The organism is Pseudoalteromonas sp. B131b (assembly GCF_037162545.1).
Classification (GTDB): Bacteria; Pseudomonadota; Gammaproteobacteria; order Enterobacterales; family Alteromonadaceae; genus Pseudoalteromonas; species Pseudoalteromonas fuliginea.
In genome coordinates this window covers 2,059,574-2,084,176 of sequence record NZ_JARLUZ010000001.1, presented here as the reverse complement: position 1 = coordinate 2,084,176, position 24,603 = coordinate 2,059,574, and the positions used below count along the sequence as shown (strand labels likewise).

Sequence of the window (24,603 nt, the reverse complement as noted above, 5' to 3'; positions counted from 1 at the left end):
GCAACCCTTTTTTAGTTGAACGTGAATTACTTTAAACGCTTACGCTTTACGCCACGTTGTTTTACCGGCTGAATCTTCAAGTATTACACCTAACGCATTAAGTGCATCACGAGCTTCATCAGCAGCAGCCCAATCTTTACTAGTACGCGCTTCATTACGTTTTACAATTAATGCTTCAATTGTCGCCACTTCGTCATCATCTTGCCCGCCTTGTAAAAAGGCTTCCGGTGCTTGTTGAGCAACACCCAAAACGTTACCAATACTGCGTAATATAAACGCAAGTTGCCCAGCTTGAACTACGTCACTTTCTTTTACGCGGTTTAACTCTTTAGCAAGTTCGAACAACACAGGTAATGCTTCTGGTGTATTAAAGTCGTCATCCATCGCTTTTCTAAATTTAGCAACAAACTCATTACCTTCTAAATCGCACTCTACCGGTTCGACATCACGAAGCGCTGTATAAATACGTTCAAGTGATGAACGCGCTTGGTCTAAATTTTCTTGCGAGTAATTTAATTGGCTACGGTAATGACCTGAAATTAAAAAGTAACGAACAGATTCAGCATCGTATGCTTTTAAAACTTCACGCACTGTAAAGAAATTATCTAACGACTTAGACATTTTTTCTTTATTTACTTGTACCATGCCAGTATGTATCCATGTATTTACATACTTGCCGTTGTTTGCACAGCACGACTGGGCAATTTCGTTTTCATGATGTGGAAACTGTAAATCAGACCCCCCACCGTGAATATCAAAATGCTCACCTAAATGCTTTGAGCTCATTGCCGAACATTCAATATGCCAACCAGGACGCCCTTCTCCCCACGGTGATGACCATGATGGTTCACCTGCTTTTGCTTTTTTCCATAACACAAAATCAAGTGGATCGTCTTTATCTTGCGCCACTTCAACGCGAGAACCTGATTGCAACATTGTTAAATCTTGCTGAGAAAGCGCGCCATATTGCTCAAACGTTGATACATCAAACAATACATCGCCATCAGCTGCGACATAGGCATGGCCTTTTTCAATCAAGCGCTTAACCATAACGATAATTTCATCCATATGGCTTGTAACTGTTGGTTCAATATCTGGGCGTAGCATATTTAGGCTATCAAAATCTTCATGCATCGCTTTAGTCATGCGAACAGTTAAGTCGTTTATTGACTCACCATTTTCGTTCGCACGTTTAATTATTTTATCGTCGATATCTGTAATGTTACGAACATATTTTAAATCGTAACCAATATGACGTAAGTAGCGCACAATAACGTCAAAACCAACAAAAGTACGCGCGTGTCCAATATGGCAGTAATCATAAATGGTGATACCACACACATACATGTCGATTTTTCCTTCGACCATCGGTTTAAATTGCTCTTTTTGTCGCGTGAGTGTGTTGTATATATTTACCATTTACTTTGAGTCCTTGACTATTTACTTGAACAGTTATGTTACCACTTGAAAAGCCCCTGCTCTAGCGCTTTATAACAAACCAAACATCTACTTTGTTAATCTTAGCCAACTACGATAAAATAGCGCCAATATTTAAACCGGATATAGGAAAACACATGGTTGTTCTACACACTAATTTTGGTGACATCACCATTAAAATGTTTGAGCAAGAAGCTCCAAACACAGTTAAAAACTTTTTAGAGTATGCAAATGCTGATTTTTTCAACGGCACTATCTTTCATCGTGTAATCGATGGTTTTATGGTTCAAGGCGGTGGTTTTGTTCCAGGTATGGAACAAAAAGAAGTAAACGACCCAATTCAGAATGAAGCTAATAATGGCCTGTCTAATAAAGTAGGCACTTTAGCTATGGCACGTACACCTGATCCTCATTCAGCTACAGCACAGTTTTTCATTAACGTGAACAACAACGACTTTTTAAACCACAGCAGCGAAACATCGCAAGGTTGGGGTTATTGTGTTTTTGCTGAAGTTGTAGAGGGCATGGACGTAGTCAATAAGATTAAAGCAGTTGCAACAGGTAGTACTGGTTTTCACCAAGACGTACCTCTTGAAGATGTGATCATCGAAAGCGTTACTGTTAGCTAATAGTACGTTTACCCACGTAATGTGGAGTACCAGCGGGCATTTACGCAATGTGTATACGCCCGCTTTATTTATATCGAAAAGATTGATCTATGACTCACCAAACTTACTTTATTGCAGATTTACATCTAAGCGAAAACCGCCCCGACATTAGCGCTGCATTTTTTGACTTTTTAAATACACATATACTAAATAAAAATGTAGATGCACTTTATATTTTAGGTGATTTTTTTGAAGTTTGGGTCGGGGATGACTACATTACTGCACTGAGTGCCGATGTAGCAAAGCACCTTAAAGCAGTCAGTGATAGTGGCACTCCGGTGTATTTCATTCATGGCAATCGTGACTTCATTATGCGCAAGCAATATGCAGACATGGCCGGTATGACATTACTTGCTGAACAAACGGTCATTGATTTATATGGTACGCCAACAGTCATTTTACATGGCGACGAAATGTGCACTCAAGATACTGAGTATCAAAACTTTAGAAAAAAGAGCCGTGGTTGGTGGTGGCCAAAACTAATGCTTGCAATGCCGCTTTGGTATCGTAAAAAAATAGCGCGCAACGCCCGCGAAAAAAGTAAGTTAAGTCAAGCTGATAAACCTATCGAAATTTTAGACGTTGTCGATGACGCTGTACTTGCAACCTTTGCCAAACATAACGTTACTAATATGATTCATGGTCATACTCACCGCCCTAATGTTCATACATATAAAATTAATGAACAAACACTTACTCGCACAGTGCTAGGTGACTGGTATACCCAAGGTTCTTATTTAGTGGTCACCCCTAAATCACAAGAGTTAATCAACACGCCTTTCGCATAATTTCGAATTCTGACTACTCTTGTTCAGTAAAGTTTAATAAAAGTGAGGGGCTAAATGATAAAGCTGATAATTTTCATCCTAGTGACTGTTATTCCAACAAAGGCATTATGCGAGCAAACATGGCAAATTGTTACTGAGAACTTTCCCCCATACTTTAGTAATGACTTACCTAAAAACGGCTGGCTCTATGAGATAACCCGCGCGGCCCTTATAACACAAGGTATTAATAGTAAAATAGAATTTACCACATGGGATCGCGCTTTAAAATTATTAGAAAAAAGAGAAAAACAGCTATTTTAGGCGCTTTTTATTCTGCAAAGCGGAATGAGGTTTTTTATTATTCTCGTCCACTTGCACGTGCCCACACTGGAATTTTTAAACGAAAAGAAAGTACAATTAATTTTGATGGCACCACTCAATCATTAGTACCTTATAGTATTGGTAAAGAAGATAGCGCTTTTATAAGCCAAGAATTCACTAGAAACACCGAATTGGCAATCACGTCCACTAAAAGCCTCCCTACTAGCTTATACTTACTGCAACAAGGGCGTATTGATCTGGTCGCAGGCACTAAAGAGGTTGGCAAGTATTGGCTTGAGTACAGTACAGAAGTTAATTTAGATAAGAATAAAATTGAGTACTTGTTACCCGATCTTGCTACTCACAAGTTATATTTAGTTATTTCTCAATCAAACTATAGAGCTAAAGAATATTTACAAAAGTTTAATAGGGGGATTGATGCAATAGTAGAAAACGGAAGTATTGCTGATATTATGAAAAAACATAATTTCAGCAATGAAAAAATTACTGAATACATTAATTTTTTAAAAGAAAATTAACTAGTTTGACACTGTAGGTACGCCACTATGAAACTTAAAGTCAGTGTCAGTTGTAGAAATTAGTTCTTTTTCTTTTTCACCAAAAAAGTTCACGCGTTCGGTAATATCAAAATCAGCTATTTCTTGCGCTAAAGTTAAATAATCTTGGTAATGACGCGCTTCTGAGCGTAATAACGAAATATAAAAATCACCCAAACGTTTATCAACATGTGGCGCAAGCTTTGCAAAACGCTCACACGAACGTGCCTCAATATAAGCGCCTACTATTAGCTTATCGACTAATGCATCAGGCTCGAATGTTTTAACATGACGAAGCATACCTTTTGCATAACGACACGGTGTAATGCTTTGATACTCTACACCGTACTCGTCCATAATTTCGAACACTTGATAAAAGTGATGCAGCTCTTCTTTTATTAATAAAACCATTTTATCGATTAGGCCTTGCCCGTATTGTGAGCTAGATTTAGGTATTATTGATTTAGTGAGTTTATTTTTAGCCGCCAGATCGCGCCAGTTACCTTCACGCTTATAAATAAGTGCTTCAAATGGCTTTAGCCATTCAAGTAAGGCATCACTTCCCTCTTTATCAACAGCATATTTACGTATTAAAAACATCGCACTTTGAGCCGCTTTTAATTCACAAATTAAGTGATCTATTAAAATGACTGATAGGTTTTCTTTTTTAATTGCTTGCTCCACCCATTGCTCTGGGGTGGTACACAATAAAAAGTTATTAATCGGCTCTAAAAGTTGGCTGTGTGGCACGTTGACTGCTCATTACTAAATAAATTTGATAGACCATTATTTTAACACGAAATTTTGCTTGGGATAAATCAAAGCCCTAACTTGCGTAAAAGTGTTAATAGCGAGTTAACTTGACTTTGCAAAATAAGTGAACCATAACTGTACATAGACTGTATAAAAATAAACCAACCAAAACAATGATACGTTCCTTTATGGAGTAAATACTATGATACTAAACCATCTTTGGGGAATCTATGCTCATCCCCTAGAAGAGTGGCAAACAATCGATAACCGCCACGAAAGTTTAACCTACAGCTTGTCACATATTTTATTAATTGCTCTGTTCCCCTCAATAATGGGCTACTACTCGTCTGTTTATTTAGGATGGAGTATAGGCGCAGGTGATGCGGTATTTTTAACACACGATAGTGCACTGCTAATTGCAGGCGCGATGTATTTTGCTTTAATAGCGGGCGTATTCGCATTGGCGTATTTAGCCCATTGGATGGCGGTTACATTTGGCTCTAAGCCTACATTTACACAAACACTTGAACTTGCAGCATATACTGCAACTCCAGTGTTTATGTCGGCACTCGCCGCTTTTTGGCCTGTACTTTGGTTTGTAGTGTGTGTTGGAATTATTGCACTGGCTTACTCGGTTTATTTACTCTACACCGGCGTACCAATACTTATGCATATCCCAGAAGAGCGTGGCTTTATTTACGCCAGCTCGGTAGTAACGTGTGGATTAATATTACTGGTTATTATTTTAGCTGTAACAGCTATGCTTTGGACAAATGGGATTGTTAGCCCAATGTTTACTTAATAAAGTTTACCTAATAGAGAGTCGTGTTTGATAGAAATGTTCCCTTTCTTTCCTTCGCAAAAAAGGAGCTAATTAGCTCCTTTTTTTATGTGTAACGACTTTTTATTAACTAACTATTAATCAGCTTCGTTTTCGTCTTGGTTGTGTATCTCTAAACCTGAAGACATCGCACTTTCGCGGGTGCTTTTTGCAGAATCGTTACGTAGCTTATCAATACGATTTAAATAGTTTTGATCAATATCGCCAGTAATATATTGGCCATCAAATACTGACGTTTCAAACTTAGTAATTTCAGGGTTTTCTTGGCTAACCGCAGCAATTAAATCTTTTAACGATTGAAAGATTAAACCGTCAGAACCAATACTTGCATTAATATCTTCTACTTCACGTCCGTGAGCAATAAGCTCAGCTGCAGAAGGCATATCAATACCGTACACATTAGGGAAGCGTATTTCAGGCGCTGCTGATGCAAAGTAAACGTTTTTAGCGCCAGACTCTCGGGCCATTTCAACAATTTGTGCTGATGTTGTACCACGCACAATTGAGTCATCAACCAATAATACGTTTTTACCTTTAAACTCACGATCAATTGCATTTAGCTTTTGACGTACTGACTTTTTACGCATCTCTTGACCAGGCATGATAAACGTACGACCAATATAACGGTTTTTAACAAAGCCTTGGCGGTATGGTAAATCAAGCACACGTGCGATTTCCAGTGCTACATCACATGACGTTTCTGGGATTGGGATAACGACATCAATATCTTTGTCAGCCCACTCACGTGCAATTTTTTCGCCGAGTTTAGTCCCCATGTTTACGCGTGTTGCATACACAGACATACGGTCTATTGTTGAATCAGGACGTGCAAAATAAACGAATTCAAAAATACATGGCGAGTAAGATGCCTTATCAGCACAACTAAGCGAATGAAATTCACCTTCTTCTGTAACATATATAGCTTCGCCAGGCGCAACATCACGAATAAACTCAAAGCCATCAGGCTTTAACGCAACGCTCTCTGAGGCAAACATGTATTCCGTACCCTTTTCGGTTTCGCGTTTACCAAATACAAGTGGGCGAATACCATTGGGGTCGCGAAAAGCAACAATACCGTGACCGATGATCATAGCAATTGTTGCATAACCACCGCTTACTTTATTATTTACTTCGGTTACCGCAGTAAAAATATCTTCAGGGTCTAAATGCAACTTATCAGATTTGCTTAATTCATGTGCCATAACATTAAGTAAAATTTCAGAGTCTGATGTTGTATTAACATGACGACGTGCTTCTGAGAATAACTGCTCTTTTAAAGTTTCTGCATTAGTAAGGTTACCATTATGGGCAAGCGCTATACCAAATGGTGAGTTAACATAAAAAGGCTGTGCTTCAGATGAGCTTGAAGATCCTGCGGTAGGATAACGCACATGGCCAAGACCAATTGTACCTTGTAATCGTTTCATATGACGAGTGTGAAAGGCATCTTTCACTAAGCCATTTGCTTTGCGTAAGCTAAACGTATTATTCTCAATGGTAATGATACCCGCGGCGTCTTGACCACGGTGCTGCAAAACAGTTAAGCCATCATAGATCGCCTGGTTAACAGGAGATGTTCCGACTATTCCAACGATACCACACATGTAATTTATCCTCGCCGATTAACGGTTTACTGAATTTAAAAAGCTCGAGTTGTTTTCTAGGTACGAAAAGAACCATTCAACAACAAAGCCAAATTCTGGAATCAAAATAGAATTGCCCCACCAGTGCGTATTGGGTGCACCAGTAAAAGCATCAAGAAAGAAGAGTAACGCGCTCACGACCAACACGCCTCGTAGAGCACCAAACACTATGCCAAAAACACGGTCGGTACCCGATAAACCAGTACGATGTACTAGCTCACCTAAAATATAGTTTAGTAAACCGCCTAACAGTAGCGTCGCAAAGAATAATATGGCTATGGCCGCAGCATTTCTTAAAAGGGGTTCAGAAATGGTTGTTAGAAAGGAAGCTAAATATTGGTAAAACAAGCTAGAGATGATAAAGGCGCCAGCCCATACCGCTAATGACATTGCTTCTTTTACAAAGCCGCGTATTAAACCGATGATGGTAGACAGTGCAATGATGCCAATAATGGCGTAATCAACCCAGATCATAAGAACCAATTAGTCGCTAATTTGGGGCGCATTCTATACCCAAACATCGTTAGTATGCAAGTTTAAACGGGAGAATACTGGGTTGTAGTCAATACAAAAAATTAACATTTTAGAATGGGTATTGCGGGCGAGTGATAATCATAAAAACAAATATTAATAAATAAAAAAGGCTTGTTATACAAGCCTTTTTTATAATTATTTTGTTACTTCGTATTGCGTAACTTTACCATTTAATTTAGTAAGCTTTTTAAGCTGGGGGAGCTGCTTTTGTAATTCACTTTTATCAAGTGAAGGGCCAACAAATACTTTGGTTAATGTCCCATTTGGGGTTTTAATCGGTTTAGTAAACGTTTTAAACCCTTCAACCTTTAGTTTAGCTTGTAATGCTTTTACGTTTGCAACATGTGAAAAACTACCTAATTGAATAACATAAGCCATACTCGTTAGGTTTTCATCACTTTTACGCGGTGCAATCGGTTTTGGTTTAGCTTGAACAGGAGTCGTTGGTTTTGCTTTAGGCTCTATGCTTGCTTCAACGACTTTATCCTCTACAGCATAATCACTTTCCACTATTGCATTTTGCTGCTCAAAAGCCTCATCATCAGCTTGAATATCTTCGATTTCATCTTGCTTTAGTGGCTCTGCGTTAGCAACATTTTCATCAATTGACTCTTGAAGATCGATTGTTTTGAACTCAGGGCGATCAGGAATCGCTTTAAAGCCTTCTTTATAATGCACTTTTTCGCCATCGAGTATATTAGGGATAAACACAATTGCTGCGATCACCACTATACTTGTTCCGACTAAGCGATTAATAAAACTTGAGTTCACCGACATCCTCTCTATTTTTTAAAGTAATTAATAGCGCCGGCCACAGTAAAAAAGAACCAAATACAATCAACATAGTATCACGTTGTTGTTTTGGTAAAATTACACTTAGTGCCTGTGCCACACTATCATAGCTATTGATAGTATTATGATGAGACAATTCCTGCAGTGCATTTTGTAAATTACTTGCAGTGTCGCCTCGCGGGCTACTTAAGCTCGCTAACGACCACTCATCGACCAGGTTGCTTACTTCTTTAAGTACACCGACTTTGTCTTTATCAGCAAGCATAGCGACTAATGCATGAATTTTAAAGCCTTTATCTTTATAGCTTGATAACTTATTGGCTAAATAACGCGCCGACTCAGGGTTATGTGCCACATCTGTAAAGACTAAAGGCTCAGTACTTAACTGCTGAAACCGCCCTTCTACAACTAAATTAGCTAGGCAATCTCTTATTATCTGCACACTAGGTAATAAGTTTAAAACACTTAGCGCAGTTAGCGCAGTGGCTGCATTTTGACACGGTATTGCTGGCTTATCTATTTCAAGATTATGCTGTTTATATTGCCAATTAAAGCTCTCAGCATTTTCTTTGAAAATAAAGTCACTGCCCGACAACGTCATATTGGCATTAATTTCCTTGCCATAATCAGTCATTGTGTGAGGAATATTTAAATCCCCGATAATAGCGGGCGTATTTTCACGAAAAATACCGGCTTTATCATAAGCCACCAACTCACGGGTATCACCTAAATACTCTTTATGGTCTAAGTCTATAGTGGTAATCACACTTGCATACGGCGTTACTATATTTGTAGCGTCAAAGCGCCCACCTAAACCAACCTCAAGTAATACATAATCGACGTTACAGCGTTTAAAAATTGCCAATGCCCCCAAAGTACCATATTCAAAATAAGTCAGAGGAGTGTCTTTACGGCCTTGCTCAAGCTGGTGAAAAGCATCTATATGAAATTGGTCTGCCAGTTCTTCGCCATTAACTCGTACACGCTCGTTATAACGAATTAAATGAGGAGATGCGTAAGTGCCCACGCTAAAACCTTGCGCTAGTAATAGCGACTCTAAGCAACGTGCTGTGGTGCCCTTACCGTTTGTACCGGCAATAAGAATAATTTTACTTGGAGTGTTTAAAAGGCCAATATTGTTGGCAACATTAGCAACTCGTTCTAAGCCCATTGCAATGTTAGCTGGGTGAACACTTTCTAAATAAAAAAGCCAATCATCAAGGCTTGATGATTGGCTAGGAATTGTTTTTGTCATAGCGTGTAATCAGTAAAGCTGAAATTTACGCTACTCTATGCTCTTGTTCCGTAGAAGGCAAGTTCATAAATTTAGCTAAAATGCGTGCAAGGGTATCGCGCATTTCACGGCGGTCAATAATCATGTCAATTGCACCGTGTTCAAGCAAAAATTCACTACGCTGAAAACCTTCAGGTAATGTTTCGCGAACAGTTTGCTCAATAACACGAGGACCTGCAAAACCAATTAACGCTTTAGGTTCTGCAACGTTAATATCGCCCAGCATAGCAAGTGATGCAGATACACCACCCATTGTTGGGTCAGTCATTACTGAAATAAACGGAAGGCCTTTTTCAGTCATTTTTGCAAGCGCAGCACTTGTTTTAGCCATTTGCATAAGCGACATAAGCGCTTCTTGCATACGTGCTCCGCCTGATGCAGAAAAGCAGATAAGCGGCATATTGTGCTCTAAACATTGATCAACAGCATCAACAAAACGAGCACCAACAACCGAAGCCATTGAACCACCCATAAATGAGAACTCAAATGCTACCGCTGCCACTGGAATACCTTTTAATCGGCCTTTCATCGCCACAAGTGCATCTTTTTCACCACTTGCTTTTTGGGCTGCACTGATACGGTCAGAGTACTTTTTAGAATCTTTAAACTTAAGAATATCTTTAGGCTCATGTTGTGTACCAAGCTCTTGACGATCACCTTCATCTAAAAAGTGCTCTAGGCGCTTACGGCCACTAACACGCATGTGGTGGTCACACTTAGGACATACGTTTAATGACTTTTCTAATTCAGCTTTATATAAAATTGAATCACACGATGTACACTTAGCCCAAACACCTTCTGGGATTTCTTTACGACCTGATGATTTTGTCGTTTTAGGTAAGATTTTTTCTAGCCAACTCATTTGCAACTCTCTTAATACTGTTCTGTGTCGCGAGCCTGCTAATAGCAATTAGCAGACAAATTTTTTCAATTAAAACATGAATTACACTAACGCGGTATAAAAAACTGGTCTTAGTAGTTAAAAGTGCTCATAAAAAGCACTTATACTAACCTTAATTAAACATCTATATCCGGCAAAAATAAAGGGCCTAAAGGTGTTTGAGGAATATCAAATTGCTCAGGGTAGTCAACATCCACTAAATACAAACCAGCAGCCTTAGCGGTAGCACTGGCCTTTGCGCGTTCTTTACAATCAAGTAGCTCTTTTATCCATATAGGTTGGTGTTTATGTAAACCAACATCCATTAAACTGCCTGTGATATTACGCACCATGTGATGTAAAAACGCATTCGCTTTAATATCAATAATAACGTAAGTACCTTGGCGACGTACCGATAAATGATGAATTGTTCTTGTCGGTGTATTCGCTTGACAATGAATGGCCCTAAAAGAAGTAAAGTCATGTTTGCCAATTAAATACTGACACGCTTCCTGCATTTTGGTTTCATCTAGTTGATGATGGAAATGCGTAACGCCTTCATTTAGTACAGCTCCTCGTAAAGGCGAGTTATAAATAATATAACGATAACGACGTGCTGTAGCACTAAAACGAGCGTGAAAATCATCTGCAACGGGTTGAGCAAAACGAATAGCAATATCTTTAGGCATTAAAGTATTCATACCTAGTGTAAATGCAACCATATCGCGATCGGCCTCAGTGTCAAAGTGTATTACTTGGCCTGTACCGTGTACACCCGCATCTGTACGACCCGCACATATAACTTCAACTGGATGATTACAAATGCGCGACAGCGCCTTTTCTACTTCTTGCTGTACGCTATTTACATGAGATTGACGTTGCCAACCACTATAACGTGCGCCGTTGTATTCAACTCCAAGTGCTACTCGCATAATTACTGCTTTACCTACTGTGCTAATGAACGAGGCATTTTATGCTATCTAACGATGCAATAAAAGGAGACCTGTCGTAATCAAACCAATACACATAAAAAAACCCGTATTTAGCTAAGCCAGATACGGGTTCTTAGAAACATTTTAATTATTTTAGTTTAGCTTTTAAACTAAGCGCCTCTTCTTGAACTTCTTCAGGACCTTTGTTAATAACATCCTCAATGACTTTAAGCGCAGAATCAAAATCATCAATTTCAATATAAGCACGCGCTAAATCTAATTTAGCTGAGTAGCCACCACTTTCAGCATCAACATCCGTCGGATTATCACCGGCAAGTAACGCGTCAAATTCACTCAAGCCAACATCCATATTAACGTCGTTGTAAGGTTCGTGTTCAAGTTCAGCGTCGTCACTTTCTTCTAATAATGAATCAATATCTACAAATTCATCATTATCAAGTTGCTCAACATTGTTACTTTGGACAAGCGGTTCTTCAACAACTAACGCCTCATCAACTCCTAAGTCTTCTTTTAGCAAACTGTCAAAATCAACGTCAAACTCACTACTATCTTCAACACTTAATTCTTCTGGTTCAGCTAATTCGTTAAGTAATGAATCAAAATCAGTTTCCGTTAGCTCAGCCATAAACTCATCATCAAGCTCATCATCTGATGCTATATCACTGCTATTAAATAACTCAGTTCGGGTTATTTCAGCTTCACGATCGGCATTCGTTTTCTCACCAGCGAGCTCATTAGAAAGCGCTTCATCTGGGTTTTCCGAAATCATAGTTTCAGAGCCTGCGGTGCTTTCTAATTCAGCATCAAGTTCCGTAAAATCATTATCAAGTAACAGCTCGTCGTCAAAATCATCATCCAAGTTATTTAAATCGTTTCCAGCTGAGAGCGCATTCATTAAGTCTTGTTCGGTTTGACTCGGTAATGAATGTGTTGGTTCGTCATCTAAATTTACCGATAATTCATCGCTATCAGCATCATCCTCTACATTAAGAGTTTCATCTATTTCAGCGTTTGAATTATTTTGTGGCTCAGCATCAATTGCTAAATCTGTATCAAGCTGCGCAGAATCATTATCGAGTAATGATTCGTCGTCCGGCTCTGTAGGTTGAGTTTCTTCAAGCTCGGGAGTTTCAGACTCATTAACCGTAATAGCATCATCTAAATTTACCGATAATTCATCGCTATCTTCTACATTAAGAGCTGCATCTATTTCAGCGCTTGAATTATTTTCTGGCTCAGCATCAATTGCTAAATCTGTATCAAGCTGAGCAGAATCATTATCGAGTAATAATTCGTCGTCCGGCTCTGTAGGTTGAGTTTCTTCAAGCTCGGGAGTTTCAGACTCATTAACCGAAATACCAGCATCTGAATTTACCGATAACTCATCGTTATCCTCTACATTAAGAGTTTCATCTATTTCAGCGCTTGAATTATTTTGTGGCTCAGCATCAATTGCTAAATCTGTATCAAGCTGAGCAGAATCATTATCGAGTAATAATTCGTCGTCCGGCTCTGTAGGTTGAGTTTCTTCAAGCTCGGGAGTTTCAGACTCATTAACCGAAATACCAGCATCTGAATTTACCGATAACTCATCGTTATCCTCTACATTAAAAGCTTCATCTATTTCAACGTTTGAATTATTTTGAGGTTCAGCATCAATTGCTAAATCTGTATCAAGCTGAGCAGAATCATTATCTAAATTTACCGATAACTCATCGCTATCTGTATCAAGCTCCGTAAAGTCATTATCAAGCAATAATTCATCGTAAAAATCATCATCTAAGCTATTTAAATCATTTTCAGTTGAAAGTGCATTCGCTAAATTTTGCTCTGTTTGACTCGGTAATGAGGGTTTTGGTTCGTCATTTAAATTTAGTGATAATTCATCATCATTGATTAGATCTGTATCAAGCTCAGTAAAATCATTATCAAGTAACAATTCGTCGTCAGGTTCTAAAGGTTGAGTTTTTTCAAGCTCTGGAATTTCAGATTCATTAACCGTAATATCATCATCTAAGCTTATCGGTAATTCATCGTTATCGAATTCGTTAAGATTTTCATCTATTTGACTGTTTTGTAGTTCAGCATCAATTGCTAGATCTTTATCAAGTTCAGTAAAGTCATTATCGAGTAACAGCTCATCGTCTAAATCATCCTCGAGGCTATCTAAATCGCTTCCTTGAGCAAGTGCACTCGCTAAATCTTGTTCAGTTTGACTTGCTATAACTTGTTTAGTCTCAGATTTTAAATCAATATCTTGCGTAGACTCAACATCTTGTTCATCAGTAGCACCTGAGTAAGGTTCGTCTATATCTAATTCAGTATATTCGTCTGAATTTTCATCACTCACTACCATATTGGTATCTGAATGTTCAGGTAATCGATTTGTGCTTGCATCATCTGCTAATGGATCATCACCTAAATCAATTTCAACTTCTTCAATATCATTATCTAAATCTTCTAAAGACCACTCTGGCGTTTCAATATAATCATCTTCTACTTGCTGTAACTCATTTAAGAGTTCATCAACACTTTTTAGTTCGTCATCATTGTATTCTTCTAGTGCATCTTCTGGATCAAGTAAGGTCTCTGAAGTATCTGAAAAATCATCTAGGTCTGCCGCAAGTTCAGGCTCTTCTATAAGCGCAGGCTCTTCTGCAAGTTCAGGCTCTTCTTCAAGTTCAGGCTCTTCTGCAAGTTCAGGCTCTTGTTCAAGTTCAGGTTCTTCTAAAAGCGCAGGCTCTTCTTCAAGTTCAGGCTCTTCTAAAAGCGCTGGCTCTTCTTCAAGTTCAGGCTCTTCTAAAAGCGCAGGTTCTTCTAAAAGCGCAGGCTCTTGTTCAAGTTCAGGCTCTTCAGCAAGTTCAGGCTCTTGTTCAAGTTCAGGCTCTTGTTCAAGTTCAGGCTCTTGTTCAAGTTCAGGCTCTTGTTCAAGTTCAGGCTCTTCAGGCTCTTGTTCAAGTTCAGGCTCTTCTACAAGTTCAGGCTCTTCTGCAAGCTCAGGCTCTTCTTCAAGTTCAGGCTCTTCAATTAATGTAGATGCTAGAGACTCTACATCAGCAACATTTAATTCTTCCTGCGCTTCGGCTAAATCATCGGCAGAATCGGCTAATGCCACATTAATATCAGAGTCACGCTTTTCAGTCTCAGCTTCTTCATCTGCGGATTCATCAATTAAACTATCAATACCATCTAAATCAAAATCATCATTTTCTTCGACTAACGCATCAGCAGCACTGTCATCCCCAGCGTCATCAATTAAACTATCAATATCATCTAAATCAAAATCATCACTTTCTTCGACTAACGCATCAGCAGCACTGTCATCCCCAGCGTCATCAATTAAACTATCAATATCATCTAAATCAAAGTCATCATTTTCTTCGACTAACGCATCAGCAGCACTGTCATCCGCAGCGTCATCAATTAAACTATCAATATCGTCTAAATCAAAATCATCTTTTTCTTCGACTAACGCATCAGCCGCACTTTCATCCGCAGCGTCATCAATTAAACTATCAATATCGTCTAAATCAAAATCATCTTTTTCTTCGACTAACGCATCAGCAGCACTTTCATCCGCAGCGTCATCAATTAAACTATCAATATCGTCTAAATCGAAGTCGTCACTTTCTTCGACTAAGGCTTCATCAACGCTATCGTCTGTAGCCTGGTCAATTAAACTATCAATATCATCTAAATCAAAATCATCACTTTCTTCGACTAAGACTTCATCAACGCTATCGTCTGTAGCTTGATCAATTAAGCTATCAATATCGTCTAAATCAAAATCATCTTTTTCACTTGAAAGACTATCTTCTGTATTATCTAAATCTGATTCAGTATTTGTTTGATCTAATAAGTCATCAATATCAAAATCATCATCTTCAGCGAGTTCTTCGCTAAGCGCGGCCATTTCATCATTCGATTCTAAGCTATTATCTTCTTCTATATCGTTTGTTTGTGGTGAGTCAAACTCCGATAAGCCATCATCTTCATTAAATAAACTATCTAAATCATCATTACTTAAAATATCATCACTATTTGATGATTCTAGTGGCAAATCTAAATCAATATCACCTTCTGGGCTATCATCAGGTGATTTATCGAAATCTTGTTGCATGAAAATATCAAGTTCATCGTCTTCAATATTTTCATCGTCAAAAACAATATCATCGCTTAATAAACTTTCTAATTCATCCTGATCAAGTAGGCTATCAGACTCAGTAAAGTCCTCTAGGCTGTCATCAAAAGCAATATCATCATCCGGTAATGGGGTATCATCGTCCGGTAAGATATCATTTTCTAAACTATCATCTAGCTGAATACTTAAGTCATCAAGTGGTTCCGGGACGATAGGGTCTTCAATATTTTGAGTATCTAAATCGTCATCGTTTGCGTAGGTAGGTGTTTGTGGTAAAAAATCATCGTCGCTTTGGACATCATCTTTACTAGCCCGCTTGCGTAAGAACATCACAACAGCAAAAACAATCAATAACCCAGGAATAACCATCAATAATCCAAGAACAAAAGGATTAGATAAAAAAGATCCCAGATCAAATTCAGCTTCTGGCTCTATTTTCTCAGCCTTTTGCTGTTCTATCATTTCATTTTGTTTAATTATTAGTTCTTTTAACTGTTGCTGTATTTCACTGTCTTGACCGAGCTGCATACGCACATTTTCAAGCTCTTTGGAGATGCCCGTAAGCTGTTTTTTTAAATTATTATTTTCAACTAAAATTTCTTCTACGTTATCAACTGAACTTTTAAATTGTTGTTGAAGCTCAACTAACTTACTAGTTTGATCTGTTTTAATTTCTTTAATTTCTTTTTGTAATTCTTTTTTTGCGTCATCTACATCAACTTTACGAGCTTGAGTAACTTGAGTTTGAGCTGAATTAATTTCACTTTGCGTAAGCGTACCGTTTTTTTCTTTTCCCATAACGCATCATCTTGTTCAGAACGTTGTTTAGCGAGTTGTGTATTAACATTTCTAATTTCAGCTAGAGTAGGAATTTTTAAATAGGCACCACTTTGCATGTGGTTAAGGTTTTGCTCTAAAAATGAATTAGGATTTTTGTTATACAAAGCCTGCATAACTTGATAAATGCTAACCGAGTTGTCCGGGCGTACCTTAGCCGCTATACGCCAAAGCGTATCCGTCGGTTTTATTGGCCCAATAGATCGCCCTTGCGCACCATAGTCAGCGCCCTTTGGCCCCTTTAACTGGGTACTGTCTTGAGAGTAAACTGATGTTACTATCAATGCAGACGCTAATATAATAAGTGTAGCTAAACCGCGCATGCTGATCCTTTAATGTTTAAATGTTAACGCAGCACCGAGAAAGTTAAGTGCATAAACATTGATTAATCTTGCTTTTATCAGTCAAATGACTGATTCACATTTGTTATTACAATCTATTTTTGTTGCAAGCTCTATTCCAATTACAAACTATAAACCAGTTCAGGAGTAATATCCATTGCAACACATTGAAAATAAATACCTAAAAACATTATTAATAATATAAATTTATCGAGGATTATCAGTAGGTTTATATACTTCGTGAGATAAGTGGCAAAAAAATGGCGGTAACCCGAATAAAAAGCGGCAAACAATTGGTGCTTACCGCTTCTAAACTAATCGTTAGCTATAAAATATTACATGTAATTAGCAATAAGTTCTTCTGCAATTTGTATACTGTTAGTTGCAGCGCCTTTACGCGTGTTGTCACTTACAACCCACATATTTAAACCATGAGGGTGCGAGATATCAGCTCGTAAACGACCAATATAAACAGTGTCATTTCCGCTTGCATCAGATACTGCCGTTGGATAATCACCTTCATCGTCAATCAACTCAACACCAGGGGCATCTTTTAAAAGTTGCTTAACATGCTCAAAGTCATAAGGCATACGCGTTTCAATATTAATTGATTCAGAATGTCCAAAAAATACAGGCACACGTACGCATGTAGGATTTACAGCAATAGTCGTATCACCCAAAATTTTATGGGTTTCATTTACCATTTTCATTTCTTCGCGTGTGTAGCCGTTCTCTTCAAAGCTATCAATTTGAGGAATAACGTTAAATGCTATTTGCTTTGGAAAAACTTTATTATCCATAGGACGAGCATTCATTAAATTAGCAGTTTGTTTTGCAAGTTCATCAACCGCTTCTTTACCTGCGCCCGATACAGCTTGGTAAGTAGATACATTGATACGGTCTATTCCGTAAGCATCATAAATTGGTTTAAGTGCTAGCATCATCTGAATAGTTGAACAGTTAGGGTTAGCGATAATATTACGATTTCTAAAATCAGCTAGGCTTGAAGCATTAACTTCTGGCACTACTAATGGGATTTCAAAATCATTTCTAAAGTGTGATGTATTATCAATTACAATACAACCGGCGTCTGCTGCAATAGGTGCATATTTTTCAGATACACTGCCACCAGCAGAAAACAAACCTATGTGCGCTTGGCTAAAGTCAAAGCCTTCAACGTCTAATACTTCAATGGTCTCACCACGAAACTTTATATCTTCACCCGCGCTGCGGCTGCTAGCAAGTAAAAAAGCTGATCAACAGGAAACTTACGATCTGCTAGCGTTTCAATGATTTGACGGCCTACTAAACCAGTAGCGCCAAGTACGGCAACGTTATATTTTTGCGACATATTTCTTCCTCTATAAACGACATTAAAACAACATCGTTAGTTAAATAACTATTTAGCTATGGTAAAACCAAGTTGACTAAGTGCAGCTAGTTGTGAGCTATCACCTTGTATCGACAAGGTGCTAAATTCTCGTCTTACCGGATAGTTTTTTCGTAAACTATCAAAACCATCACTTTCTAAATGGCGAAGTAAAATACCATCATCACGGCGAACGTCGTAAATTAAATGCACTAAACAGGCAACATCCTGCTCATTGAAGTTTGGCGTAATAACCGCTTGTGTAATAGCTGGAGTAGGTAAAAAGTCATTCAACGATTTACTCGCATCGACACTTTTCAGTTCACACAGTTTTTGATACAGCATTTGTGTACCACGAGCTTTGCCTTCAAGCGTATGACCCGCAATATGCACACTGGCGTAGCGAACATGTTCTAGTAATTCAGTTAAAATATTGGGCTCTTTTTCCCATACATCAAGCACTAAATCCAGATCAGCTCCCGCTTCCATTACCTCAAGCAACGCTTGGTTATCAATTACATCGCCTCGGCTTGCATTAATCAGCGTAAGCCCTGGCTTAAGTGCTTTTAATCGCTCTTTACCCATCATGTGCAGCGTTTTATGCTCGCCACTTTTAACAAGGGGAACGTGAAAAGTAACAACATCTGATCTTGCTAATAACTCATCAAGCGCTATGTGATCTTGTAGTAAGCCTTGTTCGTGCTTAATTGGATCGCATAACAGTACATCAACATCTAGTGCTTTTAATTTTTCAGCTAAACACGTACCAATGTTGCCCATCCCGACGATACCTATTGTTTGACCACACAATGGGCGCGCATTTTCTTGGCTTAATGCAAATAAGCTACTAATTACATATTCAGCTACCGCAACGGCATTACAACCAGGCGCGCTAGTAAAAGCGATATCTCTATCATGCAGTAATTGCGTATCAATATGGTCAATGCCAATTGTGGCTGTACCCACAAAGCTAAGCTTATTAGCTTGTGACAACAGCTCATAATTAACATTGGTCACTGAACGAGTAAGGAGTACATCTACATCAATTAATTGTTCAGGGGTTAATTTACGACCATCAAAACGCTCAACCTCACCAAAGTCTGCAAAGTACTGCTCAACTAAAGGCATATTTTGATCGGCAAGAATTTTCATTACAGAGTCCGTTTGGCAATTAAGAGGCGCTATTGTAGCGAACAACCTAGCCTTTACACAAACTAAAAAGCGAGGGCTTGTTGACCTTTCAGGATTAAAATTTGCTCGTTCTATGGGCAATTTAATTGCGGCATGAGGTTGTAACTTAGTGGGCTAAGTAAAAATCGAGCAAAGCTTCCGCCCCTTATCTACACCCATTTAGGCAACAAAGAGTAAATTCCCCCTAGGGCTAACGCAAGGACAATGTATGTTTAACCTCGAAAATAAACAGGATCTAGTCAGTTCATTTTTGAAAAAAATCACCTTTAAAGGATCATATTAAGCTTTTGGATTACCGGTCAATTTAGAGAGGATTTATCACAGTATTATATTTTTAACCTGTGAGCTTAATAACGACACCGCTGTATATTTAATTTCTAAAGATAAATATATGTTGAAGTAACTCCCTAAAAAAATGCAGCTCATCTAAACGAGCTGCATTTAATCAAAAGTAACTTTGAAGGATTACTTTATTATTTTATCTTCGTTTACTTCAACAACCTCAGGCGAGGCTTCTGTAGCATCTTCTTGCGTAACTTCAACGTCCGCTTTAACCGCAATCGCTGCATCCACAGTTGCTTGCTCACCAGCTATATCGGCTTGTAAAACAGTGTAAAAAGTAGCACTAGAGCTTGCCATTGTTACCAGTGATTCACATGGTGCAAAGTTAGCATCGCTGTTAGCTAATGTAGACATATCAGAGCTTATTTTACTTGCGCCTAATTTATCCATATAGCTAAACGGGCCACCTAAAAATGGTGGAAAACCAATACCAAATATTGCACCGATATCGCCATCACGTGGGCTGGCAATAATGCCATCATCTAAACAGCGTACTGCTTCGTTAAGCATTTGCGATACACAACGCTTAGCAATTTCGCTCTTGTTTAAACGTGGAGCCGGGGTAACACCCAGTAGTTCGTAAACTGACTCATCAACCTTTTTGCCTTTTTTGTCGTATTCATAAAAACCACGACCTGATTTACGGCCAAGGCGTTTTGAATCAATCATACGCACAAATGCATCAGGGCCTTTAAAACGCTCACCTAATTCTTTTTCAAGAATTGGGGCAATTTTAGAGCCAATATCAATCCCTACTTCATCAAGTAGAGCCAGCGGTCCTACCGGAAAGCCAAACTCGACTAGGGCTGCATCAATCTTTTCAATTGGCTCACCCGCAAGCATTAAATTAGCAGCTTCATTTAAGTAAGGCGCTAAAATACGGTTTACGTAAAAACCAGCCATGTCTTTTACAACAATTGGCGTTTTGCCTTGCTTACGTGCAAAGTTAACAACGCGAGCAATGGTCTCTTGAGACGTACCTTCGTGTGGAATAATTTCCACTAATGGCATTTTTTCCACTGGTGAAAAATAATGTAAGCCAATTACATTTTCAGGACGTGCTGCCTGCGCTGCAATTTGTGATATTGGTAATGATGACGTGTTACTAGCAAAAATGGTATTTGCTTGGCATTGCTGCTCTACGTCAGCAACCATACCTTGCTTAAGTGCAAGATCTTCAAACACCGCCTCTATCACTAAGTCAATGTGTTTAAAGCCACTGTAGTCAGTTGTACCTGTAATGCGGTTCATTGTTAACTGCACATCAGCTTTAGACATAATACGACGCTTAAGGCGCTTATCTAAAATTTTGTAGGTGTAGCTCATTGCATTACTAATGCCCTGCTCTGCTACATCTTTAATACGCACCGGTACTTTAGCTTTAACAGCACTTACGTGCGCAATGCCTGCGCCCATTAATCCACCACCTAAAACAGCAGTTTTGCTGATTGCTGGTGCGCCATCATTGCGCCACTCTTTTTTCATTTCAGTGGTTGCAAAGAAAATACCGCGAAGCGCTTTAGATTCGTCACTCATTACAAGTGTTGCAAAGCTTTCAGCTTCTGTTTTATACGCTTTTAGCTCATCAAGCTCTACACTAGCACGCACTGCTTTAATAATAGCGAGTGGTGCTGGGTAGTGCCCGCCCGTTTTTTTAAGTACGTTTTCTTTGGCTTTTTTAAAGATAAAGTTACGACCAAACGGGTTTGACTCTAATAATTTACTAATATTGTCGAGTTTTGGCTCTTTTGCTTGTGGCTTTTTCTTAGTCGCAAATTCTTTTGCAACTTTTAACAGCACACTGTGCGGTACGCAATCATCAAGCACGCCTGATTTTTTAGCTTGCTTAGGGCGAATTTGTTTACCTGTTAGCATCCACTCTAGTGCTTTTTGAATACCAACAATTTTAGTTAAACGCTGCGTGCCGCCGCCACCTGGTAGTAAACCAAGTTGCACTTCTGGTAAGCCAATTTTTGTTAAATCGCTGTCGGTACCAACACGGTAATCACACGCTAAAGCAAATTCTAAACCACCACCTAATGCAGCGCCATGAATCGCACTTACTGTAGTGTATGGCAGTTTTGTCATATCAAAAAATGCTTGATGGCATAGTTCGCTAATAGCTAGCGCATCTTCACGCTTTTGAACGCTATCGAGCATTTTTACATCGGCGCCCGCGATAAAGTTATCGCTTTTTCCGCTTATAAATACCATGCCTTTTACATTTTGCGACTTAGCGTCTTCTAATAATGCTTTTAAGTCATCGGCAAAACTACTGCGCAGGGTATTCATTTTCTCCCCTGGCACATCAATAGTTACAACGGCGATTTTATTTTCATCTACCGCTAAATTAAATACTGAATCTGTCATTACGCACTCTCCAATACAAAGGCGGCACCTAAACCACCAGCAGCACACGCTGTTGTTAATGCTAAACCGCCACCACGACGTTTAAGCTCGTGTAAGCTTTGCGTAATTAAGCGTGCACCTGTTGCTGCAAATGGGTGACCATATGCTAAAGAGCCGCCGTTAACGTTAAACTTATCCATGTTAATTTCGCCAATTGCTTTGCTGCGACCTAAATGCTCTTGTGCAAATTTGTCTGAGGCAAACATTTTCATATTGGCAAGTGTTTGCGATGCAAACGCTTCGTGCATTTCAATTAAATCTAAATCAGCAAGCGTAATACCCGCTCTATCTAGTGCAATAGGCGTTGAATGAGCTGGGCCCATTAACATGTCTTTTTCTACACCAATTGCCGAAAATGCAAAGCTACGTACGTAACCTAGTATTTCGTAGCCAAGTGCTTTTGCTTTGCTTTCGCTCATCATAAGTACAGCCGCTGCACCATCAGTTAATGGTGTTGCATTTGCGGCGGTAACAGTACCGTGCTGACGGTCAAAAACAGGCTTAAGCTTTGCGTAGCCTTCAACCGTTGAGTTTTTACGAATGTTGTTATCTTCTTCAATAAAGCTTTTATATGGCGGTAAATGCGCCGTCATTACTTCATCTTTTAACTTACCATCAGCCCATGCTTGCGTTGCAAGTGAGTGAGAACGATGCGCTAATGCATCTTGATCTTCACGGCTAATATTATGTGTTTTAGCCATTTGCTCAGCAGTTTGCCCCATTGAAAGGCCTGTTGAATACTCTGCTACAGCAGGTGGCACTGGTAATAAGTCTTTTAAACGCAGTTTTGAAAATATTTTTAAGCGTTGACCAAGCGTACGCGCTTTATTTAAATCAACTAAGCTGCCTGCTAGCTTTTTACTAACACCAATCGGTAGTACTGATGACGAATCTGCGCCGCCTGCAATACCTACACTTACAGATCCCGCCATAATAGACTCAGCTACATTAGCAATAGCCTGAAAGCTGGTAGCACATGCGCGCGATACAGAATATGCATCAACCGATACCGGCATACCTGTGCCCAATACAATTTCACGTGCAATATTTGGCGCTTCTGGCATTTGTACTACTTGACCAAATACAAGTTGATCAATTTCTGACTTATTGAAATTTAATCGTTCAAGCATTTCGTTAACCACCAATTTACCCATATCAAGTGCTGGTACATGGTGAAACGCTGTTGCTTGCTTTGCAAAAGGTGTACGTAAGCCGCTAACTATGGCAATACGGTCGCCCTTTGGTGTTTTTAGTATGTTTTGCTCAGACATTTATGCTCTCCCGCTGACAGGTCTGACCTGTTTGTTTTCCTCGATTCTAAACAACCCGTGCCCTAAAGCCAATAGATAAACACAAATTTATATAAACAGTGTTTAATTACGACTATCACAATAGGCTTTTTTAGACGCATTTACAAAGTTTTGTGGTACGCTAAAATTCGTTAAAAAATAACGAACTATTTTAAAAAATACAGTCTAACTCTTGAGTTACCCAATTATAAACCTTATAAATAGGTCAGTATTTATCACCTAACACTATTAGGTACAAACCCAGCTGACGAGGACAGTCCACTTATTATGGCAGCTAACGCATTTTCACAATTAAAAACGTACTTAGATACACAAATCATTGGCCAGCCAGAGCTTACACAAGCGCTACTTATTGCTATTTTAGCTGATGGTCACTTATTAGTAGAAGGCCCTCCTGGGCTTGCAAAAACACGTGCAGTTAATGCACTTGCTAAAGGCATTGAAGGCTCATTTCAGCGCGTACAGTTTACGCCAGATTTATTACCAGCTGATGTAACAGGTACCGATATTTACCGCCAACAAACTAGCGAGTTTGTATTTGAAAAAGGCCCTCTTTTTCACAACCTAATTTTAGCTGACGAAATTAACCGCGCACCAGCCAAAGTACAATCAGCACTATTAGAAGCCATGGCAGAGCGACAAGTTACCGTGGGTAAAAATACCTATCCGCTTAGCGAACTGTTTTTAGTTATGGCAACACAAAACCCGCTAGAGCAAGAAGGGACTTACCCGTTACCAGAAGCCCAGCTGGATCGCTTTTTACTGCACCTAAGTATTGGCTATCCTGGCGCAGAGCATGAGCTTGATATACTGCGTTTAACTCGCGGCGAAGCGCTTAACGAGCAACAACCAGTATTGCAAAAATTAGTCAAAGCGATTTATTTGCAGCCCGAAAAGAAATACTAGGCCTTTATTTAGCAGAGCCGCTTGAGCAATATTTAGTACAACTTATTATAGCCACTCGTGAAGGCGCTAAATTAGACGCACAACTTGGTAGCTGGATTGAGTTTGGTGCAAGCCCGCGTGCAACAATAGCACTTGATAAATGTGCTCGTGCTCATGCATGGCTTCAAGGCCGTGATTTTGTAGCACCTGATGATATTCAAGCTGTTGTGCATAATGTACTGCGTCATCGCATTATTTTAAGTTACGAAGCCCAAGCCGATGGCATTACTAAAGATCAAGTAATAAGCCGTATAGTTGAACTTGTAGCCGTACCATAA

At 39.1% G+C, this 24,603-nt stretch carries 17 protein-coding genes and 3 pseudogenes; 6 read left to right on the top strand and 14 right to left on the bottom strand.

Annotated features, from left to right (window positions below):
• Positions 1-39 precede the first annotated feature (39 nt).
• Positions 40-1,419, bottom strand: coding sequence for a cysteine--tRNA ligase (gene cysS, locus P4S65_RS09515; protein ID WP_096792695.1), 1,380 nt, complete (start codon positions 1,417-1,419; stop codon positions 40-42).
• A 155-nt stretch (positions 1,420-1,574) separates the two neighbouring features.
• Between cysS and P4S65_RS09510 the strand changes: the two genes are divergently transcribed.
• The 4 genes from P4S65_RS09510 (at position 1,575) to P4S65_RS09495 (ending at position 3,732) form a co-directional block, all read left to right on the top strand.
• On the top strand, positions 1,575-2,066 hold the full coding sequence (locus tag P4S65_RS09510) for a peptidylprolyl isomerase (RefSeq protein ID WP_096792694.1): 492 nt from the start codon (positions 1,575-1,577) through the stop codon (positions 2,064-2,066).
• Positions 2,067-2,155: 89 nt separating this feature from the next.
• Positions 2,156-2,893: a UDP-2,3-diacylglucosamine diphosphatase gene (locus tag P4S65_RS09505; RefSeq protein WP_096792693.1), complete on the top strand. Its 738-nt coding sequence runs from the start codon at positions 2,156-2,158 to the stop codon at positions 2,891-2,893.
• 54 nt (positions 2,894-2,947) lie between these two features.
• Positions 2,948-3,193, top strand: a complete 246-nt coding sequence (locus tag P4S65_RS09500; protein ID WP_337120063.1) for a hypothetical protein — start codon at positions 2,948-2,950, stop codon at positions 3,191-3,193.
• Positions 3,142-3,732: a substrate-binding periplasmic protein gene (locus P4S65_RS09495; protein WP_337120062.1), complete on the top strand. Its 591-nt coding sequence runs from the start codon at positions 3,142-3,144 to the stop codon at positions 3,730-3,732. The genes P4S65_RS09500 and P4S65_RS09495 overlap by 52 nt, the downstream gene beginning before the upstream one ends.
• Here P4S65_RS09495 and miaE read toward each other — a convergent pair whose 3' ends face one another.
• Positions 3,733-4,500 carry a tRNA isopentenyl-2-thiomethyl-A-37 hydroxylase MiaE gene (miaE, locus tag P4S65_RS09490; protein ID WP_096792691.1) on the bottom strand — a complete coding sequence of 256 codons (768 nt, stop codon included), beginning with the start codon at positions 4,498-4,500 and terminating at the stop codon, positions 3,733-3,735.
• A gap of 205 nt (positions 4,501-4,705) precedes the next feature.
• Between miaE and P4S65_RS09485 the strand changes: the two genes are divergently transcribed.
• The gene (locus P4S65_RS09485; RefSeq protein WP_007376851.1) at positions 4,706-5,305 is read left to right on the top strand and encodes a Yip1 family protein; all 600 of its coding nucleotides are present in this window, start codon (positions 4,706-4,708) and stop codon (positions 5,303-5,305) included.
• A gap of 116 nt (positions 5,306-5,421) precedes the next feature.
• On the opposite strand, the gene purF is transcribed toward P4S65_RS09485, so the two are convergent.
• The 12 genes and pseudogenes from purF to fadI form a co-directional block, all read right to left on the bottom strand.
• Complete coding sequence (gene purF, locus P4S65_RS09480; protein ID WP_007376852.1) at positions 5,422-6,948, bottom strand: amidophosphoribosyltransferase; 1,527 nt, start codon at positions 6,946-6,948, stop codon at positions 5,422-5,424.
• Positions 6,949-6,966: 18 nt separating this feature from the next.
• On the bottom strand, positions 6,967-7,461 hold the full coding sequence (locus P4S65_RS09475; RefSeq protein WP_007376853.1) for a CvpA family protein: 495 nt from the start codon (positions 7,459-7,461) through the stop codon (positions 6,967-6,969).
• A gap of 195 nt (positions 7,462-7,656) precedes the next feature.
• Positions 7,657-8,292: an SPOR domain-containing protein gene (locus P4S65_RS09470; RefSeq protein ID WP_007376854.1), complete on the bottom strand. Its 636-nt coding sequence runs from the start codon at positions 8,290-8,292 to the stop codon at positions 7,657-7,659.
• 11 nt (positions 8,293-8,303) lie between these two features.
• Positions 8,304-9,568 (bottom strand): annotated as a pseudogene (folC, locus tag P4S65_RS09465) (bifunctional tetrahydrofolate synthase/dihydrofolate synthase).
• A gap of 25 nt (positions 9,569-9,593) precedes the next feature.
• Positions 9,594-10,469 (bottom strand): acetyl-CoA carboxylase, carboxyltransferase subunit beta, encoded by an 876-nt coding sequence (gene accD, locus P4S65_RS09460; protein ID WP_007376856.1) that lies wholly within the window; start codon positions 10,467-10,469, stop codon positions 9,594-9,596.
• A 155-nt stretch (positions 10,470-10,624) separates the two neighbouring features.
• The gene (gene truA, locus P4S65_RS09455) at positions 10,625-11,419 is read right to left on the bottom strand and encodes a tRNA pseudouridine(38-40) synthase TruA (RefSeq protein WP_007376857.1); all 795 of its coding nucleotides are present in this window, start codon (positions 11,417-11,419) and stop codon (positions 10,625-10,627) included.
• Positions 11,420-11,567: 148 nt separating this feature from the next.
• Positions 11,568-16,379 carry a FimV/HubP family polar landmark protein gene (locus tag P4S65_RS09450; RefSeq protein ID WP_337120060.1) on the bottom strand — a complete coding sequence of 1,604 codons (4,812 nt, stop codon included), beginning with the start codon at positions 16,377-16,379 and terminating at the stop codon, positions 11,568-11,570.
• On the bottom strand, positions 16,292-16,741 hold the full coding sequence (locus P4S65_RS09445; RefSeq protein WP_242401500.1) for a FimV/HubP family polar landmark protein: 450 nt from the start codon (positions 16,739-16,741) through the stop codon (positions 16,292-16,294). The genes P4S65_RS09450 and P4S65_RS09445 overlap by 88 nt, the downstream gene beginning before the upstream one ends.
• 353 nt (positions 16,742-17,094) lie before the next feature.
• Positions 17,095-18,110 (bottom strand): annotated as a pseudogene (locus P4S65_RS09440) (aspartate-semialdehyde dehydrogenase).
• 48 nt (positions 18,111-18,158) lie between these two features.
• Entirely contained in the window at positions 18,159-19,280 is a 1,122-nt protein-coding gene (locus tag P4S65_RS09435; protein ID WP_096792688.1) for a 4-phosphoerythronate dehydrogenase, read from the bottom strand.
• Positions 19,281-19,784: 504 nt separating this feature from the next.
• Complete coding sequence (fadJ, locus tag P4S65_RS09430; protein WP_337120055.1) at positions 19,785-22,031, bottom strand: fatty acid oxidation complex subunit alpha FadJ; 2,247 nt, start codon at positions 22,029-22,031, stop codon at positions 19,785-19,787.
• Positions 22,031-23,341 carry an acetyl-CoA C-acyltransferase FadI gene (gene fadI, locus P4S65_RS09425; protein WP_008138643.1) on the bottom strand — a complete coding sequence of 437 codons (1,311 nt, stop codon included), beginning with the start codon at positions 23,339-23,341 and terminating at the stop codon, positions 22,031-22,033. The genes fadJ and fadI overlap by 1 nt, the downstream gene beginning before the upstream one ends.
• A gap of 306 nt (positions 23,342-23,647) precedes the next feature.
• On the opposite strand from fadI, the pseudogene P4S65_RS09420 reads away from it, so the two are divergent.
• Positions 23,648-24,603 (top strand): annotated as a pseudogene (locus P4S65_RS09420) (AAA family ATPase).